23 protein-coding genes and 1 pseudogene are annotated in these 25,018 nt (G+C 30.6%); 17 read left to right on the top strand and 7 right to left on the bottom strand.

Annotated elements, in window-relative coordinates; translation table 11 throughout:
* The first annotated feature begins 8 nt into the window (after positions 1-8).
* Together ACTTBI_RS01780 and ACTTBI_RS01785 are read left to right on the top strand one after the other, a co-directional pair.
* Entirely contained in the window at positions 9-926 is a 918-nt protein-coding gene (locus ACTTBI_RS01780) for an ROK family protein (protein WP_440652332.1), read from the top strand.
* A gap of 27 nt (positions 927-953) precedes the next feature.
* The gene (locus ACTTBI_RS01785; RefSeq protein ID WP_440652333.1) at positions 954-1,244 is read left to right on the top strand and encodes a DUF1330 domain-containing protein; all 291 of its coding nucleotides are present in this window, start codon (positions 954-956) and stop codon (positions 1,242-1,244) included.
* On the opposite strand, the gene ACTTBI_RS01790 is transcribed toward ACTTBI_RS01785, so the two are convergent.
* Positions 1,241-1,846, bottom strand: coding sequence for a flavin-binding protein (locus tag ACTTBI_RS01790; protein WP_440652334.1), 606 nt, complete (start codon positions 1,844-1,846; stop codon positions 1,241-1,243). The genes ACTTBI_RS01785 and ACTTBI_RS01790 overlap by 4 nt on opposite strands.
* 3 nt (positions 1,847-1,849) lie before the next feature.
* Complete coding sequence (locus ACTTBI_RS01795; RefSeq protein ID WP_440652335.1) at positions 1,850-2,725, bottom strand: NAD(P)-dependent oxidoreductase; 876 nt, start codon at positions 2,723-2,725, stop codon at positions 1,850-1,852.
* An 11-nt stretch (positions 2,726-2,736) separates the two neighbouring features.
* Here ACTTBI_RS01795 and ACTTBI_RS01800 point away from each other — a divergent pair, with 11 nt between their 5' ends.
* From ACTTBI_RS01800 to ACTTBI_RS01820, 5 genes and pseudogenes are all read left to right on the top strand, one after another.
* Positions 2,737-3,945, top strand: a complete 1,209-nt coding sequence (locus tag ACTTBI_RS01800) for an MFS transporter (protein WP_440652336.1) — start codon at positions 2,737-2,739, stop codon at positions 3,943-3,945.
* A gap of 45 nt (positions 3,946-3,990) precedes the next feature.
* Positions 3,991-4,371: pseudogene (gene rpoZ, locus ACTTBI_RS01805) on the top strand (DNA-directed RNA polymerase subunit omega); the annotation flags it as partial.
* Positions 4,372-4,551: 180 nt separating this feature from the next.
* Positions 4,552-5,544, top strand: coding sequence for a tRNA dihydrouridine(20/20a) synthase DusA (gene dusA, locus ACTTBI_RS01810; protein ID WP_440652337.1), 993 nt, complete (start codon positions 4,552-4,554; stop codon positions 5,542-5,544).
* A gap of 40 nt (positions 5,545-5,584) precedes the next feature.
* The gene (locus tag ACTTBI_RS01815; protein ID WP_440614249.1) at positions 5,585-6,370 is read left to right on the top strand and encodes a sulfite exporter TauE/SafE family protein; all 786 of its coding nucleotides are present in this window, start codon (positions 5,585-5,587) and stop codon (positions 6,368-6,370) included.
* A gap of 2 nt (positions 6,371-6,372) precedes the next feature.
* Positions 6,373-6,774 (top strand): HIT domain-containing protein, encoded by a 402-nt coding sequence (locus ACTTBI_RS01820; protein ID WP_440652338.1) that lies wholly within the window; start codon positions 6,373-6,375, stop codon positions 6,772-6,774.
* Between the two features lie 103 nt (positions 6,775-6,877).
* Here the strand turns inward: ACTTBI_RS01820 and ACTTBI_RS01825 are convergent, their stop codons facing one another.
* Entirely contained in the window at positions 6,878-8,332 is a 1,455-nt protein-coding gene (locus tag ACTTBI_RS01825; RefSeq protein WP_440652339.1) for a phosphomannomutase/phosphoglucomutase, read from the bottom strand.
* 179 nt (positions 8,333-8,511) lie between these two features.
* On the opposite strand from ACTTBI_RS01825, the gene ACTTBI_RS01830 reads away from it, so the two are divergent.
* Together ACTTBI_RS01830 and ACTTBI_RS01835 are read left to right on the top strand one after the other, a co-directional pair.
* Positions 8,512-10,449, top strand: coding sequence for a ribonucleoside-diphosphate reductase subunit alpha (locus ACTTBI_RS01830; protein WP_440614252.1), 1,938 nt, complete (start codon positions 8,512-8,514; stop codon positions 10,447-10,449).
* Complete coding sequence (locus ACTTBI_RS01835; protein ID WP_440614253.1) at positions 10,440-11,453, top strand: ribonucleotide-diphosphate reductase subunit beta; 1,014 nt, start codon at positions 10,440-10,442, stop codon at positions 11,451-11,453. The genes ACTTBI_RS01830 and ACTTBI_RS01835 overlap by 10 nt, the downstream gene beginning before the upstream one ends.
* Before the next feature lie 14 nt (positions 11,454-11,467).
* Here the strand turns inward: ACTTBI_RS01835 and ACTTBI_RS01840 are convergent, their stop codons facing one another.
* Genes ACTTBI_RS01840 through ACTTBI_RS01855 form a run of 4 tightly spaced genes read right to left on the bottom strand, consistent with a single transcriptional unit; the run spans position 11,468 to position 15,709 of the window.
* Entirely contained in the window at positions 11,468-12,592 is a 1,125-nt protein-coding gene (locus ACTTBI_RS01840; RefSeq protein WP_440652340.1) for a bifunctional 2-methylcitrate synthase/citrate synthase, read from the bottom strand.
* Positions 12,592-13,488 (bottom strand): methylisocitrate lyase, encoded by an 897-nt coding sequence (prpB, locus tag ACTTBI_RS01845; RefSeq protein ID WP_440652341.1) that lies wholly within the window; start codon positions 13,486-13,488, stop codon positions 12,592-12,594. Before prpB ends, ACTTBI_RS01840 begins: the two co-directional genes overlap by 1 nt.
* Entirely contained in the window at positions 13,488-14,990 is a 1,503-nt protein-coding gene (locus ACTTBI_RS01850; RefSeq protein WP_440652342.1) for an MmgE/PrpD family protein, read from the bottom strand. The genes prpB and ACTTBI_RS01850 overlap by 1 nt, the downstream gene beginning before the upstream one ends.
* A gap of 53 nt (positions 14,991-15,043) precedes the next feature.
* Complete coding sequence (locus ACTTBI_RS01855) at positions 15,044-15,709, bottom strand: HAD family hydrolase (protein ID WP_440652343.1); 666 nt, start codon at positions 15,707-15,709, stop codon at positions 15,044-15,046.
* A gap of 69 nt (positions 15,710-15,778) precedes the next feature.
* Here ACTTBI_RS01855 and ACTTBI_RS01860 point away from each other — a divergent pair, with 69 nt between their 5' ends.
* The 8 genes from ACTTBI_RS01860 to ACTTBI_RS01895 are packed head-to-tail and all read left to right on the top strand — an operon-like array spanning position 15,779 to position 24,995.
* Entirely contained in the window at positions 15,779-16,402 is a 624-nt protein-coding gene (locus ACTTBI_RS01860; protein WP_440652344.1) for a DapH/DapD/GlmU-related protein, read from the top strand.
* A 3-nt stretch (positions 16,403-16,405) separates the two neighbouring features.
* Positions 16,406-18,226: a glutamine--fructose-6-phosphate transaminase (isomerizing) gene (glmS, locus tag ACTTBI_RS01865; RefSeq protein WP_440652345.1), complete on the top strand. Its 1,821-nt coding sequence runs from the start codon at positions 16,406-16,408 to the stop codon at positions 18,224-18,226.
* A gap of 35 nt (positions 18,227-18,261) precedes the next feature.
* A complete protein-coding gene (locus tag ACTTBI_RS01870) occupies positions 18,262-19,641 on the top strand; it encodes a class II 3-deoxy-7-phosphoheptulonate synthase (protein WP_440652346.1) in 1,380 nt (459 codons plus the stop codon).
* Between the two features lie 38 nt (positions 19,642-19,679).
* On the top strand, positions 19,680-20,417 hold the full coding sequence (gene nadE, locus ACTTBI_RS01875; RefSeq protein WP_440652347.1) for an NAD(+) synthase: 738 nt from the start codon (positions 19,680-19,682) through the stop codon (positions 20,415-20,417).
* A gap of 45 nt (positions 20,418-20,462) precedes the next feature.
* A complete protein-coding gene (gene cysS / locus ACTTBI_RS01880) occupies positions 20,463-21,818 on the top strand; it encodes a cysteine--tRNA ligase (protein WP_440652348.1) in 1,356 nt (451 codons plus the stop codon).
* Positions 21,815-23,416, top strand: a complete 1,602-nt coding sequence (gene cimA, locus ACTTBI_RS01885) for a citramalate synthase (RefSeq protein WP_440652349.1) — start codon at positions 21,815-21,817, stop codon at positions 23,414-23,416. The genes cysS and cimA overlap by 4 nt, the downstream gene beginning before the upstream one ends.
* Positions 23,417-23,418: 2 nt before the next feature.
* A complete protein-coding gene (locus tag ACTTBI_RS01890; RefSeq protein ID WP_440652350.1) occupies positions 23,419-24,282 on the top strand; it encodes an urea carboxylase-associated family protein in 864 nt (287 codons plus the stop codon).
* Positions 24,282-24,995 carry an RNA methyltransferase gene (locus ACTTBI_RS01895; protein WP_440652351.1) on the top strand — a complete coding sequence of 238 codons (714 nt, stop codon included), beginning with the start codon at positions 24,282-24,284 and terminating at the stop codon, positions 24,993-24,995. Before ACTTBI_RS01890 ends, ACTTBI_RS01895 begins: the two co-directional genes overlap by 1 nt.
* Positions 24,996-25,018: the final 23 nt, after the last annotated feature.

Genomic DNA, 25,018 nt, shown 5'->3' on the forward strand with positions numbered 1-25,018 from the left:
TTAAATCTATGAATAAAAAATTTAAAATTGGTATTGATTATGGAGGCACTAAGATTGAAGGAATTTTAATTGACGATAAAGGAAATCAAATTGAAAGAAAAAGATATTATTATGATAAAAACTATGTTTCTGGAATTGATACAATAAAAAAACTTGTTGATGAATTTGACGATATTAGTAATCAAACCTGTAGCGTAGGACTAGGGATACCAGGATTTTCATCAAAAGAAACCAAACTAATAACAAACGCAAATTCGTCATGGTTAAATGACAAACCTTTTCAAAAAGATTTAGAAATTGCTTTAAAAAGACAAGTAAAATTAATGAATGATGCGAATTGCTTGACTTTATCGGAAGCAATTGACGGTGCAGGAAAAAATTATGACTCTGTATTTGGAATAATAATAGGTTCAGGTTTTGGAGGAGGTTTATCTTATAAAAAAGAAATAATTGAAGGTGCTAATCAAATAGCAGGAGATTGGGGGCATCAACCATTACCTTATCCAACTGATGAAGAAATTAAACTAGAGGTTAAATGTCCCTCAGGTAATTGTGGAAGACCCATATGTGCAGAACAATTTATTTCAGGAACTGGTTTTACAAATATATTTAATAAAAAATATAATACAAATCTTACAACAAAAGAAATTGTAGAATTAGATAAAAATGATGATGATCGTGCTAATTTAGAATTTTCTTTATATGAGGATAGAATGGCAAGATTATTAGCTGTAATGATTGGTATTTTTGATCCTGGTGCAATTGTTTTAGGTGGAGGCATGTCAAATATTGAAAGATTTTATAATAATATTCCAAAATTAATTCCCAGATATACATTTGCAAAAAAAATAGAAACGAAAGTTTTAAAAAATTTACACGGTGACTCAAGTGGTGTGAGGGGAGCAGCTTGGCTTTGGAATAATTAACAGAACAATTAATAAAGGAAGGGAATTATGTCAGCAGGTTACGTTATAGCTCAATTAAAAGTTACAAATCAAGAAAACTATAAAGAATATGTGGCTAAAGTTACAGAGGTTGTAAAAAAATTTGGTGGAGAATATCTAGTTAGAAATGGTGAATATCAAGTAGTAGAGGGCGAAGATAATTTTCCAAGATTAGTAATCATTAAATTTCCATCATATGAAAAAGCTTTAGAATGGTATCACTCTGATGAGTATAAGCCAGTTAAAGATATTCGTCTTCAAAACTCTGAAGGAAGCAATATAATTGTAAAAGGGATTTAAGGTACTAACCAGGTATCTTTATTGTTTACTAAATCAAATTTTGCTCTTCGATGACCTTTAGCGGCTAAATATAACCATTCTATTGATTTTATTTTGCACTGAATAACCGTAAAATTTTTGTAACCCTCTTCACTTTGTTCTTTAGTGTAATCAAAATTATCAAGCTCAGGTTTCAGTCCAGATGTAGGAGTATCAGACATAGTTCCTGGTCCTTTATCAACTAAATAACATTTTCTAGATATGTGTTGGGTTTTTGACCAAGATTCTTTAGTAACTTCGTTATTATGATTAATGGTACACTCTACTTTTAGCCTAACCTGAATTTTTTCATCTTTATCATAAAACAACATTGCTGCATTATTGTTAGATTTTAATTTTCCAATTTTATCAGAACGAATATCGCTATGATACTGAACTAAGTTATTAGATTGATCTGATTTTCGAAGAACTACAATTCTACCATCTAAATCAGATTGGCTACCACATATAAATACAGGTATTCTGAAAGACGAGCTTCTGTCTTTGACAGCATTATTTAACATAGACCAAATTTTCTTTTTGATTTCTACAAAGTCCTCATAATAAGGAACGGTATCAGTCACAGATTATTTTTTCTTTTTTAATCGAGCAATAAGAGCAGAACTGTCCCAACGGTTACCACCCATTTCTTGTACCTCAGCGTAGTAGCCATCTATGATTTCTGTGATTGGCACAGGTGAACCATTTCTTTTTGCTTCTTCAATTGCAATTTTTAAATCTTTTCTCATCCAGTCAATTGCAAATCCATAATCAAACTTATCATCAGTCATAGTTCGATATCTATTTTCCATCTGCCAAGACTGTGCTGCACCTTTAGATATAGTTTCCATTACTTTATCCATATCTAAACCTGCATTTATTCCAAAATTAATTGCTTCTGATAAACCTTGCACTGCTCCAGCTATACACATTTGGTTCATCATTTTAGTAAGTTGACCACTTCCACAGGATCCAATTAATTTTACTTTTTTACTGTAGCAATCAATTACTGGCTCTGCTTTTTTAAAAACTTCTTCATCACCACCAACCATTACAGTAAGTATTCCACCCTCCGCACCAGACTGACCTCCAGATATAGGTGCATCTAAAAATTCAAAACCTTTATCTTTTGCAGCTTTATATAATTCTCTGGATACTTCTGCAGATACAGTTGAGTTATCAATAAATATTGATCCAGCTTTTGCTGTGTTAAATAATCCATTCTCTCCTGTAGCTACTTCTCTTAAGTCATTATCGTTACCCACACATGTAAAAATAAAATCTGCACCTTCTGCTGCTTGAGCAGGAGTATCAGCCATTTTACCTTTGTATTCACCAATCCATTTTTCAGCTTTTGATTTTGTTCTATTAAAAACAGTTACATTGTGTCCGGCTTTTGATATATAACCAGCCATCGGGTAGCCCATAACCCCAAGACCTATGAAAGCAACATTACAAGTCATAATTTTTATCTATGTTTAAAAGTTTAAGTTTAAAAGTAATTTTATTTGGTTTTATTTTTACATTTTTTTCAAGTTTTGGACAGAGTTATTTTCTTGGTTTGTTTAACACTAGTATTAGAGAAGCTCTTTCCATATCTCATGGACAATTTGGTTCAATTTATGCTTCCGCAACTTTATGCAGTAGTTTTATTTTAATATGGGTTGGAAAAAAAATAGATGATTTTAGTGCAATTAAATTTGCATATTTTGTAATTATATCATTAAGCATATCTTCATTTATATTTTCTAAAATCAATTCAATAGTTTTTTTATTTTTAGCAATTTTTTTAATGAGGTTATTTGGTCAAGGGTTAATGTCTCATACTGCTAGTACTACAGTTTCAAGATATTTTGATAAATCAAGAGGAAAAGCATTAAGTACTTCTTGGCTAGGTTTGTCATTAGCAGAATTTATTTTACCAGTTTTAATAGTATATTTTTTGACATTCATACATTGGAGAGAGTTGTGGGTGGGATTTTCTTTAATTATTATTTTATTTCTACCTATTGCTTCTATTTTTTTAATAAATAATTTAAATATTAATTCTAGAGAGTCTGACAGTAATAATAATTCTCAAGAGGATACAATTAAACAATGGACTAGAGGAGAAGTATTAAAAGATTATAAGTTTTATATTATTTGTGGGAACTTATTGGCAATGCCATGGATTTTTACAGGCTTTGCAGTTTTTCAATCATTTGTTCAAATTTCTAAGGGATGGGGTCCATATGTGATAGCTCAATCTTTTATGGCCTATTCGATTAGTTCTGTTTTGACTTTATTTATAACTGGTATTTTAATAGATAAGTTTTCAAGCAGGAAATTATTAATTTTTACAAACATTCCAATGTTGATTGCAGCTTTAATATTGATAGTTTTTGATCACCCAATTGTTTCATTTATTTTCTTAGGATTGATGGGGATAACAAATGGTTTTGCAAATGTTTTAGGTACATCTACATGGGCAGAACTATATGGTGTAAGATTTATTGGAGGAATAAAGGCTATGACTTCTGCTCTTATGGTGTTCTCCACTGCTTTTGGAACTGCTTTGTATGGTTTTTTAATAGATAAAAATTTTACAATAGAACAAATTGCTACTTTTTCAGCAATATATGTTGGGTTTATGCTAGTGCTTTTATTCCTCATAAAAAATAAGCTAAATCCACATTATTTATAAAAAATATCCCTTGATTTTTTAAGACTCACTGTGTAGATACTGCGCATGGCAAGAGTAACAGTAGAAGACTGCATCGATAAAGTAGAAAGTCCTTATGAACTAGTTTTAGTAGCTAAAGAGAGAGCTACTCAACTTAATGCTGGTTTAGAACCAACAATAGATAGGGATAATGACAAAAATACAGTGATATCTTTAAGAGAAATTGCTGAAGAGAAAATTAAAGTATCAGATTTAACTGAAAGTGCAGTTTACAAACTTAGAAAACACGTTGAACAAGTTGATGACGGTGTAGAGGATGATGAAGATATAGGTGACGATTTTGAAAATCTTTACAAAGGAGAAATTTCAAAAAGTGGAACTCCAATTTTGCCATCAAAAAGAGCAAGAAAAACTCCAGAAAAAATTCAAGTATCAAAGGAAGATCTAGATGAATTATCTGAAACAGCTACACCTGAAGTTGACGCTTCAGTTGGTCAAGAAACTATGAATGAACAAGGTGAAGTTTCATTAGATGAAGTTTCAGAATCAGAAAATCAAGAAGCAGATGTTGCTTCTGAAGATCCAGAAGCTTCAAACTCATAAAAAAATAATATAAAGTCTTAGTTTATGAATAGGTTAGTATCAGTTGCTCCTATGATGGACTGTACAGATCGTCATGAACGATATTTTCTCAGACTAATATCTAAAAATATACTTCTTTATACCGAAATGGTTGTCGATGAAGCAATCAATAGAGGTGATAAAAAAAAATTACTAGAATTCAATATCAATGAAAAGCCAGTAGCACTTCAATTAGGTGGATCTTCACCTAAGTTACTAGGTGAGGCAACAAAAGTTGGAGAAGATTTTGGTTACGATGAAATTAATTTAAACTTAGGATGTCCAAGTAGAAAAGTAGAAAAAAATAGATTTGGTGCTTGTTTGATGAAAGAGCCAAGTTTAGTTGCAGATTGTTTAAATGAGATGCAATCAAAAACAAAATTACCTGTAACGATAAAAACTAGAATTGGATATGATAGTGTCGAAGATTATGAAAATTTATACAATTTTATATCTACACTTAAATCCACAGGAGTTAAAACTTTTATTATTCATGCAAGAAAGGCTATGCTTGGTAAGTTTACACCTAAACAAAACCTAAACATTCCACCTTTAAAATATGAGTTTGTTTATAAATTAAAAGAAGATTTTCCAAATGAAGAAATAATTATAAATGGAGGAATAACTTCTGTTGATCAAATTAAACCACATTTAGAAAAAACAGATGGTGTTATGATTGGAAGAGCTGCTTATCACACACCTTATTTGTTAGCAGATATTGAGAAAGAAATTTTTAACAATGAGGACATTCCTAGTAGGCAAGATGTTGTTGAGCAGTTAATTCCTTATGTAAAAGATGAATTGAAAAAAGGAACTCGTTTAAATCAAATTATGAGACACACATTAGGTTTATTTCACGGTCAATCTGGTGCCAGCCATTGGAAAAGATATTTAAGCGAAAATATGTGTGTGAAAGATGCTGATGTAAAAAAAATTGATCACATAATGGATAAAATTAAATACAACAATGTTGATATGAGAGAAGGTCAATCTGCTTAGTTCAATCTTAGCAAATGAATATATCTATATAGTTTTATTAATGGTTTTGACTGCAATTCCAGTAGGATTTGTAGCTGGCCTTTTTGGTATCGGCGGTGGTTTAATAACTGTCCCGTTTCTTTATTATATATTTGGCAAACTTGGAATTGATCAAGCTTATATAATGCACTTAGCGGTAGGAACTTCTTTTGCAATAATAATTCCAACATCAATAGTTTCAGTTTTAACCCATCATAAATTTAATTCAGTCGATTTTAATGTAGTTAAAAGCTATGGTTTTTTTGTAGTTGCAGGAGTTGTTTTGGGAACAATATTTGCTGCAACTTTCAAAACAAAATCATTAGTACTTTTTTTTGCAATCGTAATCTTTTTTTTAGGAATTTATTTACTTACGATTAAAGAAAAGGAACAAAATGTAATATCTGAAATGAAATTGTATTTAAAAATAATACTTGGTGCGATTGTTGGATTTATTTCAGCTATAACAGGTATAGGTGGTGCTGTTATGAATGTGCCAATCCTTAAATTTTTCGGTTATTCAATTAATAAAGCAATTGGAAGTGCTGCAGCGATTGGTTTTTTAATTGCACTATTTGGTGCTACAGGTTTTTTTATTTCAGGAAGTTATTTAAAAACAAATTTACCATTTAGTATTGGATTTTTAAATGTACCAGCTTTTTTAATTTTCATTCCGATTACAACTTTTATGGCAAGAATAGGTGCAAGAACGGCTCACAGAATAGATAAAAATAAAATTAGTAAATTACTTGCTATTTTCTTACTATTCGTAGCAGTTAAGTTTTTCTACGAATATATTAAATTATAAGCATGTCGTTTAAGTTAAATAGGAAATTTTTAAAGACTTCACATCATCTTATTGATCTTAAATTATGCACTATTAGGTTAAACGATAATTCTAAATTTCCATGGATAATTCTAATTCCCAAAAGAAATAAGATTACCGACATAAGCGATCTTAATTTTAAAGATCAAACTCTGCTAATGAAGGAAATTGTTTATGCAAGTAAAGTAATGAAAAAATTATTTAAAACTTCGAAGCTAAATGTAGAAAAAATTGGAAATATTGTTCCTCAGTTGCATATACATATTATTGCTAGAAGTAAAAAAGATAGTTCCTGGCCATTATCTGTATGGGTTGTTAAGGGAAAAAATTACCCAAAAACAGCTCTAAAAGTAATAGTCAATAAATTAAGAAAAGCTCTAAAATAAAAAGAGGTGACTTCAGTCTCCCTCCATCACCTCATCTAATTTTTTAAATGATTCTTTACAGTTTTATGAACACTTATTAGTTGAAAATTAACTTTATTAAGCACTAAATTTTTTGATCGTATTCGCCTATTTTCCCCGTTTTTTGAAGTAAATCGTCAATAAAATCAAAAATTTTCTTCTTTCTATTATCTGAGGTCGGGCTTTCAGTTACAATTACCAATGAAGGTTTATTAGATGATGCTCTTATCAATCCCCAAGATCCATCTTCAAAAGAAAATCTTACACCATTAACTGTAAGAACTTCGGTTATTACCTGATCATCAATTTTAGTTTTATTATTTTTTAATTGTTCTACTTTTTTAACTAATTCTTCAACTACTTGATATTTTTCTTCATCTTTACAGAATGGTGCCATCGTTGGTGTTTGAAAAGTAATTGGTAATTCATTAATTATTTCACTCATTTTTTTATTTTCATTATCTAATAAATGACAGATATGAATGGCTGAATTTACTCCATCATCATAACCATATCCCAAAGGCTGATTGAAAAAGAAATGACCACTTTTTTCAAAGCCTGCTAATGCCTTTTCAGTGTTAACTTTACGTTTAATATGAGAATGACCGGTTTTCCAATAAATTGTTTCACAATTGTTTTCTAATAAAATTTTGTCTTTGGAGTACAAACCTGTTGATTTTACATCAACAACAAATTTAGAATTTTTGTGTTTAGCAGATAAGTTTCTTGCTATTAGTAAACCAATTTTATCAGAGAATATTTCGTTACCTTCATTATCAATAACACCGACTCGATCTCCATCACCATCAAAGCCAAAACCTATATCAGCATTATTTTCTTTTACCACTTTAGCAATTTCATGAAGCATTTCTAAATCTTCTGGATTAGGATTATATTTTGGAAAATTCCAATCTAAGTTACAATCTAACTCGATCACTTCACACCCAATACCCCTTAAGATATCTGGTGCAAAAACACCTGCAGTTCCATTGCCACAAGCAACTACAGCTTTAATTTTTTTATTTATTTTGTTTTTATTAATTAGGTCATTTTTATAAATTTTATCGAAATCTTTTATTTCTTTTTCATTTCCATCACCTTTTGAAAACTTTTCACTCAATGTTATTTCTTTTAATTCTTTCATCTCTTCAGGCGCATGAGTTAAGCCTTTTTTGATACCCATTTTTACACCAGTCCAACCATTCTCATTATGACTTGCTGTAACCATAGCAACTGCATCTGCATCTAAATTAAATTGTGCAAAATAAACCATTGGAGATAATGACAAACCAATATCTTCTATATGACATCCTGTTGACTTTAATCCTCTTTTAAGTGAGGTTTTTATCTCCTCACTGTAAGATCGATAATCATGTCCAACAATAATTCTAGGATGATCTTTTTTGGTGTGATTTTTTATTTGTGTTCCAAGTCCTTTGCCGAGATTCTCTATTCCTGCTGAGTTTATGTCTTTCTCATACAACCAACGGGCGTCATATTCTCTAAAACCATAAGGATCTATTTTTAAATTTTCACTCATTTATCCACTACTTACTCTTTTTATGTTAATTTCTTTAAAAAAATTTTATTTTTTTATTGATAATCATATTGTCGCGTTCTATAAATGTTCCATTGATTAAACGTTTATTTAGTATACTTAATCAAAGCGCCTACAACATATAGTTGTTTTCGCAAAACTAAAATAATATAATAATAAATATGAACAAGATTCTATCTCAAGCCCTCAAGAAAGCTGTCTCCGAATATAGCCCAGAAGTTAAAGAAGTTTCAAAAGCAAATAAGCCTGATTTATTTTCTTTAAATAATGAAACAGAATTATTTCAAAACGACAAAGGTATAATAATTAAAATTGATCGTTCTAAAGATTCGAAACTTACAGATTTTGGTAAAGCAACTTTAAAAGATAGATATCTTGGTTTAAACGAATCTTATCAAGATTTATTTGCAAGAGTAGCAAGCACTTATGCTGATGACAATCTACATGCACAAAGAATTTATAATTACATAAGCAATCTTTGGTTTATGCCAGCAACACCAGTTTTATCAAACGGTGGAACTAAAAGAGGTTTACCTATTTCATGTTTTTTAAATGAAGCATCTGATAGCTTAGGTGGAATTTTAGATCTTTGGAGTGAGAATGTTTGGCTTGCTGCAAAGGGTGGAGGAATTGGAAGCTACTGGGGCAACCTAAGATCTATTGGAGAAAAAATTGGCAGAGTTGGAAAAACTTCAGGAATAATTCCTTTTATTAAAGTAATGGACTCTTTAACAATGGCAATTAGTCAAGGTTCGTTAAGAAGAGGTTCTGCTGCTTGTTATCTTCCAATTGATCATCCTGAGATAGAAGAGTTTATTGAAATGAGAAGACCAACTGGTGGAGATCCAAATAGAAAAGCATTAAATTTACATCATGGTGTTTTAGTTTCAGATGCTTTCATGAGAGCAGTTGAAACAGATGAACAATGGGCATTAAAAAGTCCAGCAGACGGAACTGTTCAGCAAACTATTTCTGCAAGAAATTTATGGATAAGATTGTTAACAGCTAGAATTGAAACAGGTGAACCTTATATAATTTATATAGATACAGTTAACCGACAAATTCCTCAGCATCATAAGTTAGCAAATCTTACTGTTAAAACTTCTAACTTATGCAGTGAGATAACTCTTCCTACAGGAATTGATAAAGATGGTAGAGATAGAACAGCGGTGTGCTGTTTATCATCTTTAAATTTAGAAAAATATGAAGAATGGAAAGATGATCCAGATATGATTAGTGATGTAATGAGATTTTTAGATAATGTGTTATCTGATTTCATTAACAAAGCTCCTGAACAATTTAAAGATGCTAAATACTCTGCTGAAAGAGAGAGAAGCGTTGGTTTGGGTGTGATGGGCTTCCATTCTTTCTTACAGAAAAATAGAATTCCACTTGAGTCTGTAATGGCAAAATCATGGAATAAAAAAATATTTAAAAATATTCATGAAAAAGTTAATCAAGCTTCTAAAGATTTAGCTGAAGAAAGAGGAGCGTGTCCTGATGCTGCAGAGTATGGTTATCAAGAAAGATTTTCTAACAAAACTGCAATTGCACCAACAGCATCAATTTCTATTATTTGTGGAGGAGCTTCTCCAGGAGTAGAACCCATTGCAGCAAACAGTTATACTCACAAAACTTTATCTGGTTCATTTAATGTGAGAAACAGATATCTTGAAGAAATTCTTGAAAGTCATGGTAAAAATGATGAGGAAACTTGGTCTAGTATTACTACAAACCAAGGCTCAGTTAACCATTTAGATTTTTTAACTGATTTAGAAAAAGATGTATTTAAAACTGCATTTGAACTTAATCAAAGCTGGATAATTGAATTGAGCGGAGACAGAACTCCTTTTATTTCACAAGCTCAATCAGTCAACTTATTTTTACCTGCAGATGTTCATAAAAAAGAATTACATAAAATTCATTTTGATGCGTGGAAGAAAGGTTTAAAGAGCCTTTACTATTGTAGATCAAAATCAATTCAAAGAGCTGAGAATGTTAACGACTCTAAGTCAACAGACATCATGGCTAATGTATATAAAAATAAATCAACCGAAAATAGTGAACCAGAGTACGAGGAGTGTTTATCATGTCAGTAGCAGAAAAAGTTAAGTCAGAAATTATTCAACCACAAAAAAACAATAATGGATTGCTTGTTGCAAATCCAGTTTACAAACCTTTTAGATATCCATGGTGTTATGATGCATGGTTAACTCAACAAAGAATTCACTGGTTACCGGAAGAGGTTCCACTTGGAGATGATGTAAGAGATTGGCAAAAAAATCTTTCAACTTCAGAAAAAAATCTATTAACACAAATTTTTAGATTTTTTACGCAAGCAGATGTCGAAGTTAGCAACTGTTATATAAGACATTACATGAATGTATTTAAACCAACTGAAGTATTAATGATGATGTCTTCTTTTGCTTCAATGGAAACCGTTCACATTGCTGCTTACTCACATTTGTTAGATACAATTGGTATGCCAGAGTCTGAGTATTCAGCATTCATGAAATACAAAGAAATGAAAGATAAATACGATTACATGCAAGGTTTCGATGTTAAATCAAATCATGATATTGCAAAAACAATTGCTGTATTTAGTGCTTTCACAGAAGGTCTTCAGTTGTTTGCAAGTTTTGCAATTTTGTTAAACTTCCCAAGACATAACAAGATGAAAGGAATGGGTCAGATTGTTACTTGGTCGGTGAGAGACGAAACATTGCATTGCAATTCGATGATCAGATTATTTAAAGATTTCATTAAAGAAAATCCTGAAACATGGACACCTCAATTGAAAAAAGAAATTTATGAAGCTTGCAGAACAATTGTTGAGCATGAAGATGCTTTTATTGATTTGGCTTTTCAAATGGGTCCAATGGAAGGTTTGACTGCAGATGATATTAAAAAATATATTCGATTTATTGCAAATAGAAGATTAGATCAATTAGGATTAGAAGCGATCTATGACATTGATAAAAATCCATTAACTTGGTTAGATACAATGTTAAATGCTGTAGAGCACATGAACTTCTTTGAAGGAAGAGCTACAGAATATTCTAAAGCTTCAACCCAAGGAACTTGGGCAGAAGCATTTAGTTAATAAATATAATTGTATTATCTGTAATTTAATTCCATTACTTTTCGATGCTTACTACCTTTATATTTAGCAAGTGGTCGAATAAGTTTGTTAGCAGCATGTTGTTCCATAATATGTGCTGACCAACCTGTAATTCTAGAAATAACAAATATAGGCGTGAAAAAATCAGTATCAAATCCCATTAAATGATACATTGGACCAGTAGGGTAGTCCACATTGGGGTGAATATTTTTCTTTTTGATCATAACTTTTTCAACAATATCGTAAATTTTTTCAAACTTTTTATCTTTTTTAAGTTTTGCAACTTTACCAAAATAATTTCTCATAGTTGGAACTCTAGAGTCTCCTGATTTATATACTCTATGACCAAAGCCCATAACCACTTCTTTATTTTTAAGAGCGTTGTTAATCCATTTTAGTGCATTTTCTGGTTTTTTGATTCTGTTCATCATGTGCATCACTTCTTCATTTGCACCACCATGTAACGGTCCTTTTAAACTAGCAATTGCACCTGTAATTGCTCCATGAATATCAGATAAACTACTTGTAATTGTTCTAGCAGTAAAAGTTGAAACATTGAAACTGTGCTCTGCGTACAATATTAGAGAAACATCAAATGCTTTAACAATTTCTTTTTGAGGTACTTTTCCAAAGCACATGTAGAAAAAGTTTTCAGCAAAAGTTAAATTCTTTTTAGGTTTGATTATTTTTTTACCACTTCTAATTCTGTAAAATGCAGCAAGAGCAGTGGGTGTTTTTGCAAAAATTCTTAATGCTTTTCGCATATTAGCTTCTGGAGTAGTGTTGGAGGTTTCTTTATCTTCTAATCCCATTACACTAACAGCTGTTCTTGCAACATCCATTGGATGGGATTTTTTGGGCATGTGTTTTATAATTTCATATAAATTTTTAGTAAGCTCTCTATTGTTTCTCTCTTCTTTTTCAAACTGTCTTAATTGGATAGTGTTAGGTAGATCTTTGTTTAAGATTAAATAAGCAACTTCTTCAAATCTGCAGTATTCACATAAATCTTGAGCAGCATAACCTCTATATGTCAGAGAGTTAATCTCCGGCATAACTTTTGAAACTTCAGTTTCATCTACAACAATTCCAAGCAAACCTTTTTTAATATCATCACTCATTATTCATGTCCTTCTGTACTAAAATTATAAATTTTTTCATCTAAAGAATTGTATTTTTCGTATTCTACCAATTCATACAATCTTTTTCTTGTCTGCATCTTATCTATTATATTATTTTGATGTCCATTTGCATAAATGTCTCTTAATCCATCTTCAACGTTTTTCATAGCCAGTCTTTGTGTAGTTACTGGATATATAACAATATTATAGCCAAGGTTTTCTAACTCCTTATAGTTAAATAACTTGGATTTACCAAATTCTGTCATATTAGCTAACAAATAACATGAAAGTTCTTTTCTTACTTTTTCAAAATCTTTTTCATCATGCAAAGCTTCAGGAAATATAATTTCTGCTCCAGCATCAATATAAGCTTTACATCTGTCAATCATTTTATCAATTCCCTCAACACTTTTTGCATCTGATCTTGCTATAATTTTAAAATTTTGATCTTTTTTTGCAGCTACACATTCTTTTATTTTTGAAACCATAGCCTCTGTTGAAACAAGTTCTTTATTATCTAGATGCCCGCATCTTTTTCTCTCAATTTGATCTTCTAAATGAACACCAGTTAATCCAAATTCTTCAAAAGTTTCTATAGTTTCTTTGCAAGATTTAAATCCTGTGTCTATATCAACAATTGTTGGAAGATTTGTTACTCTCGATATTAAATATGATCTGGTACTCACATCTTGAAGAGTTGTTAAACCAATATCTGGAAAACCAAGATCATTGGCCATAACACCACCTGATACGTAAACTGCATCATAACCAATTTCCTCAATTAATTTCGCTGTTAGAGGATTGTAAGCTCCAGGAACTCTCAGAATTTTATTTGATTTAAGTTTTTGTTCAAAATCTATTCTTTTTTGACTTGGTTCTTTATCAACAAAGTGCATTAAAAAATTCCTTTTTTCAAATTTCTTTTTAACTTACTTTTTTTAATCTCAATATTTAGTTTATCTAATTGACCAGCTTTTAAGTTTTTTAAATTTTGAACATTTCTTAAAAAACGATCACTCTCTTTTTTATCTAAAATGCCATCTGTTAGAGTTAAAAATTTATTTATATAATTTTCTCTTTTAAATGGTCTTGCTCCATATGGATGAGCATCAGCTCTATCTAGTTCCTCAGTTACTTTTTTTCCACTGTTCAATGTAACAACAACTTTTGCTCCAAAAGATTTCTTTTTTGGATCTGGATCATGATATTTTTTTGTCCATTTTTTATCTTCATAGGTTGTTATTGAATTCCATATTTTAATAGTACTTTTTCTATTAGCTCTTGATTTTGTGTAAGATTTTACATGATGCCAATCACCATCTTCTAGGGCGACTGCAAAAATATACATAATAGAGTGATCCAATGTTTCTCTACTTGCATTTGGATCCATTTTTTGTGGATCATTTGCACCTGTTCCAATTACATAATGCGTATGATGACTTGTATAAATATCTATTTTTTTGATTTGATTTAAATTTGGTACTTTGGTTTTTAATTTCTTTGCAAGATCTATTAAAGCCTGAGATTGATACTCCGCGGAATATTCTTTTGTATAAGTTTCTAATATAGCTTTTTTACTTTCTCCTTTTTTAGGTAATGGGACTTTATATTTTGCTTTTTTTCCATCAAGTATCCTTGCAATTAAACTATCTTCACCTTCATAAATTGGACTTGGGGCGCCTTCACCTCTCATAACTCTATCGACAGCTTCTATTGCTAGTTTCCCAGCATGTGCAGGTGCATATGCTTTCCAACTAGATATCTCTCCCTTTCTAGATTGTCTTGTAGAAATAGTTGTGTGAAGTGCTTGCTGAACTGCTTGGTAAATTGTTTCAGTATTTAATTTTAACATTGATCCTAACCCCGCAGCAACACTTGGACCAAGGTGGGCAATGTGATCTACTTTATGTTTATGTAAACAAATCCCTTTAACTAAATTTACTTGAACTTCGTAAGCAGTTATAATTCCTCTTAATAGATCTAAACCACTCTTTTTATTTTGTTGGGCTACACTTAAAAGTGGGGGAATATTATCACCAGGGTGACTGTAATCTGCAGCTAAAAAAGTATCATGAAAATCAAGTTCTCTTACAGCGGTTCCATTTGACCAGGCTGCCCATTCACAATCAAATTTTAGTTTTGAGTTAACTCCAAAAAGAGTTGCTCCATTCTTTCTTGAATGCTTCAAAGCCATCTCTCTTGATGAAATAACAGGCTTTCTATTTAAAGAAGCAATAGCAACTGAAGCATTATCAATAATTCTATTGATTACCATTTCAACTGCTTCTTTATTTAGTTTAGCATTATCACTTGCAATTTCTGCAATTTTCCAGGCAAGTTGTTTTTTCTTAGGTAAATGAATTTTAGATGGAAAAACTTTAACAGTATGTAGTAACAAAATAACTCCTTTTAAGTAAATTTGTTTTAATAGCTAAAATAAATTAATCAATATTAAAGATATTCAGATATGATTTTTTCAATTCCAACAAAATCTTTTATCAGGTGATTATGGTAGATTTCATCAGATCTTTTTTCAGTATATCCATATTTTAACAATATCATTGGGATCTCTGCAGCTTTTGCAGAATTAGCATCTGTTTCGCTATCTCCAATCATAATAGATTTTTTTAAATCACCATCTAAAATTTCTATAACTGTAGTCAAATGTCTTGGATCAGGCTTACAATAATCAAATGTGTTATACCCCGCAACATATTCAAAATAATCATAAATTCCAATTTTTTTTAAAAGATCAACAGCAAGATGCTCAGTTTTATTAGTACAAACAGCCATAGAGATTTTTTCGTTCTTACACCAATTTAAAAACTCTTTTACTCCATTTATTAAAGTACTTTTGTTATAAATATTTTTTCCATAAAAAGACAAAAATTCATCTGTCATTTCGTTTTGAATTTTTTCATCAAACCATTTCCATTGACCGTTAGCTTTTGCCATCATAGCTTTTGCACCTTTACCAACTGCATTTTTTAATTCACCTAGTGTTTTTGTTGGATAACCAAATTTTTTCATTACATGGTTGTGCGCTGTTATTAAATCTGGTGCTGTATCTATTAAAGTTCCATCTAAATCAAACAATACTGTAAATTTTTGTTTCATATTAAAAGTATTTTAAAGAAATAATTTGTGAATTAATTAACATATATACTTAATGTAAAGAAAATCTAGATGAAACATACAAAGAAGCAACATAATCAAAATAAACTTAGAAATAAGTTTTTAAAAGCTGGTGTTGAAATGACAGGACCTGAAACTATTTTTTTTTCAAATGACACTAAAATTGGCAAAGGAGTTAGAATTGAACCATATGTAGTAATTGGTTCTAAAGTCAAAATAGGAAATAATGTTGTTATTAAATCTTTTTCGCATCTAGAGTCTTGTAAGTTAGAAAGTAAAGTTGAAATAGGTCCTTATGCAAGAATTAGACCTGATACAATCCTCAAAGAAGGTTCAAAAGTAGGTAATTTTGTAGAGATTAAAAAATCAACTGTTGGAAACAAATCAAAAATTAATCATTTATCTTATGTCGGAGATAGTGATATTGGCAAGATGGTAAATGTTGGTGCTGGAACAATTACTTGTAACTATGACGGTGTAAAAAAAAGCAAGACAGTAATTAAAGATAAAGTATTCATAGGATCAAATTCATCTCTAGTAGCGCCTGTAAAAATTGATAAAGAAAGTATTGTTGGCGCAGGATCTGTAATAACAAAAAATGTTAAAAAAAAATCTTTAGCACTAACTAGATCTTTACAAGTGGAAATTAAAAATTACAAAAGAAAGACAAAATAAATTATGTGTGGAATTATAGGAATATCTAGTAACAAATCTGTTTCTGCAAATATTATAAATTCTTTAAAAAAACTAGAGTATAGAGGCTATGACTCTGCTGGGGTTGCAACTTTATTTGACGGTCAGTTAAATGAAGTTAAATCTGAAGGAAGAGTTGATAATTTAGAACAAAACTTTGATCTAAAATCTTTAAAAGGAAATATAGGAATAGGTCATGTAAGATGGGCTACTCACGGTGTGCCAAATAGTATTAATGCTCACCCACATTCTTCAGACAATGTATCTGTTGTGCATAATGGAATAATAGAGAATTCAACAATTCTTAAAAAACATTTAATTAACAAAGGTCATACGTTTAAATCTCAGACTGATACTGAGGTAATAGTTCATTTAATTACAGAAAATTTAAAAACGATGGAATTTGAAGAGGCAATAACCAAAACCTTAAAACAGCTTCATGGAAGTTTTGCATTAGGTATAATTTTTAAAGATTTTCCAGGTTTAATTGTAGGTGCAAGAAGAGGATCACCACTAGCTGTCGGTTATGGTCCTAATGAAAATTACCTAGGGTCAGACTCTTATGCTTTAAAATCCATGACAAATAAAATTACTTATCTTGATGATGGAGAATTTTGTATTGTTAAAAAAGATCAAGTTCATTTTTATAATCAAGAGGGAAAAAAAATTAACAAAAAAATTTTAGAATTATCAACTAATGAGTCAAATTATGACAAAGGTGACTTTAAACATTTCATGGCTAAAGAAATAGAGGAGCAGCCTGTAACAGTAAAAACTGGAATTAAAGAATATTTAGATAATGTAAATAATGAGATAAACATTTTCAATTTTCCATGGAAAATCAATGAAATTAAATCAGTTACTTTAATTGGTTGTGGTACTGCTTATCATTCTTGTTTAATGGCAAAATATTGGTTTGAAGAATTAACTTCTTTAGATGTTAATATCGATATAGCTTCAGAGTTTAGATATAGAAAAAATAGATTTAAAAAGGATAGTTTATATATTTTTGTTTCCCAATCAGGTGAGACTGCGGATACTTATGCAGCTTTGGATCTTTGTAACAAAAATAATATGAAAACATGTGCAGTTGTTAATGTAATTGAAAGCTCAATAGCAAGAGACTCAAATTTTGTATTACCAATTCACTGTGGACCCGAAATAGGGGTTGCATCTACAAAAGCGTTCTTAGGTCAAATACTTGTTTTATATATTTTAGCTTTAAAAATTGGATCTTTGTCTGGTCAAATAGATAAAAAAAATTATCAGGAAAAAATTAAAGATCTTAAAAACTTACCAAGCTTAATAGAAAAAACTTTATTAATAGATAATGATATTCAAGCAATCTCTTCAACATTCAATGAGGCTAAAGGATCTATGTTCCTTGGAAGAGGTTTCTCTTTCCCCATAGCTTTGGAAGGTGCTTTGAAATTGAAAGAATTATCTTATGTTCATGCGGAGGGTTATCCAGCAGGTGAAATGAAACATGGACCACTTGCTTTAATAGAAGAGGGTATGCCAGTTGTTGTTCTAGCACCAAGAGACAGTTACTATAAAAAAACAATTTCTAATATGCAGGAAGTTATAGCAAGAGGTGCTAAAGTTCTTTTAATTACAAACAAAAGCAAGGATGAAATTGTTTCAGAGAATATTTGGGAGACTATTGAGGTAGAAAATACAAATGACGATTTATTACCATTCCTTTTAACAATTCCACTTCAAAAGCTTGCTTATTACTCAGCTTTAAAAATGGGCCATGATATAGATAAGCCAAGAAACTTAGCTAAATCCGTCACAGTTGAATAAAGTTTAAACTCTGCTAAAACACCCATAGGTTGAATATGAAAAATTGGAAAAAAAATAGTTGGAGAAAATATCCGGTTAAACACATACCGGAATATCCAGATAAAAAAGAACTGAATAAAGTTTTAGATAAAATTGGAACTTTTCCTCCTTTAGTATTTGCAGGTGAGACTAGACACTTAAAAGATCAATTAGCTGATGTTGTGGACGGAAAAGCATTTTTACTTCAGGGAGGAGATTGCGCAGAGAGTTTTGCTGAATTTAACCCTGATAATTTAAGAGATACATTTAAATTAATTTTGCAAATGTCTTTAGTTTTAACTTATTCAGCTTCTTTACCAGTCGTTAAAGTAGGAAGAATTGCTGGTCAATTTTCAAAACCAAGAAGTTCTCCTGTTGAAAATAAAGATGGTGTGGAGCTTCCAAGTTATTTAGGTGACAATATAAACGGAATGGAATTTACTGAAAAAGCAAGAGTACCTGACCCAAAAAGATTATTTAAAGCTTATTCTCAATCCGCATCAACTCTAAATCTTATAAGAGCATTTTCAAAAGGAGGTTTTGCAGACTTGAACAAAGTTCATTTATGGAATTTAGGCTATATTAAAAAAAGTCCAGAAGCCAAAAAATTTAAAGATCTTGAAGATAAAATTGCAGATGCCATAGCATTTATGCGAGCTTGTGGAATTACATCAGATTTCAATAATAGATTATACACAGTGAATTTTTGGACATCACACGAAGCGTTACTATTACCTTTTGAGGAGGCAATGACTAGAACTGATTCTACTACAGGTGAGAACCATGATACCTCAGCTCATTTCGTTTGGATAGGAGACAGAACAAGACAGCTTGATGGAGGACATGTGGAATTTTGTAGAGGAATTGAAAATCCTATAGGTATAAAATGTGGACCAACACTAAAACCAGATGATTTAATTAATCTTTGTAACCGAATTAATCCAAAAAATGAAAAAGGTAAAATAACTTTAATTTCAAGATTTGGAGCAGATAATGTTTCAAAATTTTTACCAAAATTAATTAGAGCAATTAAAAAAGAGGGATTGAATGTAATTTGGTCTTGTGACCCATGCCATGGTAACACAATTAAAGCTGCAACAGGTTTCAAAACTAGACCATTCAATAGTGTACTAAATGAGGTTAAAAATGTTTTTGCATGTCACCAAAGTGAAGGAAGTTATGCAGGAGGTCTTCACATTGAGTTAACTGGTCAAGATGTAACTGAATGCATTGGTGGAGCACAAAAAATTTCTGAAGAAGATCTTTCTTCAAGATACCATACTCATTGTGATCCAAGATTGAATGCTAATCAAGCTTTAGAATTAGCATTTATGATTTCAGATGAGATTAAAAAGAATAGCTCATATTCTAAAAATGCAGATAGAGCGGCATCTTAAGGCATTGTAAAATCTCAATAATAAAATAATTATAAATTATGAATGTCTCAGAAAAAGCTAAGTTTATATCTAATTGGATTAAAAACTATGTAGACAATATGCCTTCAAAGGCACAGTCTCTTGTTATAGGAATATCTGGAGGTATTGACTCATCTGTTTCTAGCACCTTAAGTGCTATGACGGGTTTGAAAACAATAGTTTTGTCGATGCCAATTAAACAAAAATCACATCAACATGATTTAAGTTTAAAACATCAGGAATGGTTGGTAAAAAATTTTAAAAATGTTGAAGCACATACAATTAATTTAGATGAATTGTTTTTAGCATTTAGCTCAAGTTTATCTAAATTTGAAAACGAGCATGGAATGGCAAATTCTAGGGCAAGATTAAGAATGACTACTCTTTACCAAGTAGCTGCAGCTAATAAAGGAATAGTAGTTGGAACTGGTAACAAAGTAGAAGACTTTGGTGTAGGATTTTACACAAAATACGGAGATGGAGGTGTAGATATTTCTCCCATAGCAGATTGTAATAAAACTCAGGTTTGGGAACTTGGAAAAGAACTTGGTATTTTAAAAGAAATTATTGAAGCTGCACCTACTGATGGATTATGGGATGATGGTAGAACAGATGAGGGTCAGCTTGGGTTAAAATATGAAGAGCTTGAGGAAGCTATGGATAATCCTAAATCTTCCAATAGAGCAAAATACGAAACCATTAGAAAACAAAATTTGCATAAAATGGAGCCTATTCCAGTATGCAAAATTCCAAATTAATCAAATAGATTCACAAATCTATAATTTAAGTATATTTCTAAAATTATGAGTAACGATATTTTTTTAACAAACAATCTTACAAACAAAAAAGAAAAATTTGTTCCAATAGATGAACAAAATATAAGAATGTATGTTTGTGGACCAACAGTTTATGATGATCCTCATATTGGAAATGCAAGACCAATAGTTGTTTTTGATATTCTTTATAAAATTTTTAATAAAAAATATTCAAAAGTTACTTATGTTAGAAATATTACAGATGTAGATGATAAAATTATTAAATCATCAAAAGAAAATAATATTTCAATTTCAGATTTAACAAATAAAGTAACAGAAAGTTTTGGTGAAGATTGTAATTATTTAAATTGTGAAGCACCAACTCATCAACCTAAAGCAACTGAAAATATTGATTTGATGATTAATATGATTTCTGAATTAATCAAAAAAGGTTTTGCTTATGAAAACAATAATCATGTTTATTTTGAGGTCAAAAAATTTAAGGATTATGGTCAACTTTCTAATAAGAAATTAGAAGATTTAATTGCAGGATCTAGAATTGAAGTCAGTGAAAATAAAAAAAATTCAGAAGATTTTGTTTTATGGAAACCATCAGTAGATGATGAACCTTCTTGGGATTCTCCATGGGGAAAAGGAAGACCTGGCTGGCACTTAGAATGTTCAGCAATGTCAAAAAAATTTTTAGGAGATGAGTTTGATGTCCATGGTGGAGGTATTGATTTAATATTTCCCCATCATGAAAATGAAATAGCACAATCAAGATGTGCTAATGATACAAAGGTATTTGCTAATTTTTGGTTGCACAATGCATTTATCACTATGTCCAATGAAAAGATGGCAAAATCTCAAGGTAACATTTTAAAAATAAAAGATTTTAGAAAAAAGATAAGTGGTCAAGTTTTAAGATTAGCTTTAATGAGCGCACATTATAAACAACCATTGGATTGGAATGATAAACTTTTAGAAGATAGTCAAAATACTATTAACAAATGGTACAATGTTTATGTAGATAGTAAAAATAATGCAGATATCTCGGATGAAATTCTTCAACCTCTGTATGATGATTTAAACACACCAGGTTACATAGCAAATTTACACAAATTATATGAAAAAGCACTAAAAGGTAATGACAATGATAAAGCTTTATTTGTTTCTGCTTGTCAGTTCGTAGGACTTTTAAACCAAAATAAAGTTGAGTGGTTAAGCTTCAAAATGAGCAAAGCTTCTATTTCAGAAAAAGAAATTTTGCAGAAAATTGATGAAAGAAACAAAGCTAGAGAGAACAAAAATTACGAGGAAGCTGACAAAATTAGAAATGAGCTTTTAGACAAAGGTGTTTTAATAGAAGATAAAGATGGTAAAACGACTTGGAAATTTAAATGAGTAAAGAACAACTTTATATTTTTGATACAACATTACGTGATGGTGCACAGACGCAAGGAGTTGATTTTTCCATTGATGATAAGAAGAAAATTTCATCAGCATTAGATATGTTGGGAGTTGATTATGTAGAAGGAGGTTGGCCAGGCGCTAATCCAACAGATACAGAATTTTTTAATAAAGATCATAATTTTAAATCAGCTAAATTAACCGCATTTGGCATGACAAAAAAATCAGAACATAGTGCTGAAAATGATCCAATGTTATCATCATTAATTAATTCAAAAAGCTCAGCAGTTTGTTTATTTGGAAAATCATGGGATTTCCAAGTTAAAGTTGCCTTAGGAATTACTAATGAACAAAATTTAAACAACATAAGCGAAAGTACCAAGCATATTGTTAAATCAGGTAAAGAATTTATGTTTGATGCAGAGCATTTCTTTGATGGTTATAAATCTAATCCAGAGTATGCATTGTCATGTTTGAAAGCTGCTTATGATAATGGAGCTAGATGGATTGTATTGTGTGATACTAACGGCGGAACACTTCCACATGAAATTTCTAAAATTGTAACTGAAGTAAGCAAACATATTCCAGGAAATAACTTAGGAATACACGCTCATAATGATACTGAAAATGCAGTAGCAAATAGTCTTGCTGCAGTTCAAGCAGGAGCAAGACAAGTTCAAGGAACTATAAATGGATTAGGAGAAAGATGTGGTAATGCAAATTTAATGTCTTTAATACCTTCATTTTTTTTAAAGAAAGATTTTTCAGAAAAATTTGAACTTAGTATTAAAAGAGAAAATTTAAAAAATTTAACTCAATGCTCAAGATTGCTAGATGAAATACTAAATAGAAAACCTAATAAACATTTGCCTTATGTTGGTGCCTCAGCTTTTTCACATAAAGGTGGTATGCATGTATCTGCAGTTCAAAAAGATCCAAAAACTTATGAGCACATCAATCCTGAAGAGGTTGGAAATTCTAGAAATATCGTAGTTTCGGATCAATCAGGACAATCAAATATAATGTCTAGATTAAATTCAATTGGGATTAATGTTCAGAAAAGTGATCCAAAAATAAAAAAACTTTTAGATGAAGTAAAAGATAGAGAGTTCATTGGTTATAGTTACGATGGTGCTGACGCGTCTTTTGAATTATTAGCTAGAAGACTAATGGGTGAAATACCAAGATATATTTCAATCAATGAATATGATGTTTCTGTAAAGAAAGATAAAACTGGAGAGATTATATCATATGCTAAAGCTCAATTAGAAGTGGACGGAGACAAAATTTTATGTGAAGGGCAAGGAAATGGACCTGTTAATGCTTTAGATAATGCAATTAGAAAGAATGTAAATAAGCTTGCCAAATATTCTGAATATCTGAAAGACTTAAGACTTGTCGATTATAAAGTTAGAATTTTAAATACAGGTACAGAAGCAGTTACAAGAGTTAGTATTGAAAGCACAGATGCAAAAGGAGTGAACTGGTTCACAATTGGAGTATCACCTAATATAATTGATGCTTCATTCAAGGCTTTAGTGGATAGTTTAGATTATAAATTATTTAAGGATAAAGCGCCTGGAAGTTTATAAAAATGAAAATTAAAAAATTTTCAGAAAAACCAACAGATATCGATAGTAGAATAGGGGCAAAGCCTATCGTTTGTTATCCAAATACCACTATTGAAGATAAAAATTTAAGTATTTTACATTCTGCAAGAGAGCATTTGGTTAAAAAAGATGAAGTAATCATACCTCCAAGAGACGCGAAAACATTTGAGGTTAAATTTGGGGAGTTTTTCAGAATTGAAAGTGTAGATGGTCCACAAGTTGGAGATCTAAATTTATTTAATTTAAATAATCTAGAGGAAAAATTTTATTCAGGAAAAACAAGAGCTTTATATGGGACACATCTATCCGTTGGAGACAAAATGTTTAGCAGCCTTCCATACCTCAGGTCTTTAGCGACAATAACTTGGGACACTTTGGATTGGTATGATTATGATAAAGACGGTGGTTCTGTTCATGATGTAATTGGAACCAGATGTGACCCTTATACCTCAAAGCTTTTGAGTGACAATGATTACCATTATTGTTGCCATTCAAATTTAACTAGAGCATTAGTTAAAGACAAAAATGTTGAGTTGGATTATGCAGAAAAAATAGTTCATGATGTTTTAAATGTATTTATGCTAACTGGTTTTACTAATGATACCAAACAATACTTCATGAAAGCTAGTCCTGTTAGACCAGGGGATTATCTAGAGTTTTTTGCTGAAACAGATTTGTTGGGCGCTCTTTCAGCTTGTCCCGGAGGAGATTGTGGATCTGAACACTCTTCTGATGTTGCAAAATGTTATCCATTAAAAGTTTCTATTTGGTCTGTAAATCCCAAGTATTTAACAGACATCAAACCATCTGTTGTCTCTAGTTACAACAGAAATCATGGCATTGATTAATGTCAGTTAATAATATTTCTTTCATTTTACATAAGCCTCAGCTTTCAGAAAATATTGGAGCTTGTGCAAGAGGAATGAAAAATTTCAATTTTCAGAAATTAGTTGTTGTTGATCCTAAACCAATATTTCCTAATGATAAAATTTTAGCAACTTCTGTTGGTGCTAAGAATATTATTAATAAAGCAAAGAGTTATGAAAATTTAGAAAGGTCTTTAAAGAATATTGATATTGTTATTGCAACATCCGCGAGATTTAGAAACAAAAATATAAAGCACATTCAATTAGAAGATTTAAAAAAAATTAATTATAAAAAAAAGATAGCTTTCCTATTTGGATCAGAAGCATCAGGTTTATCTAATAATGAGGTTAGTTATGCCAATTATACCCTCCAAATTCCAACAAATCCTGATTTTAAGTCATTAAACCTTTCTCATAGTCTCATAATTATTGCTCAATATGTATCAAGTATTCTTAATTCAAAAGTGTCCTCTTTTAATAAATCAAATAAAGTAAAACCAGCCTCAAAAAAAGAGATTGTGGCTATGGCTAATTTATGTGTTAAGAATCTGGAAGAGATTAATTTTTTCAAATCAAAAGAGAAGAAGCCAATAATGCTCGAAAACTTAAGAAATATCTTTTATCGAATGGAATTATCATCAAAAGAATCGCGTATTTTATCTGGTGTATTTGCCAGTTTAGGTAAAAAACGTTGATTGACAAAAGTAAGAGTAAGTTT

The organism is Candidatus Pelagibacter sp. HIMB1542 (assembly GCF_052047835.1).
Lineage (GTDB): Bacteria > Pseudomonadota > Alphaproteobacteria > Pelagibacterales > Pelagibacteraceae > Pelagibacter.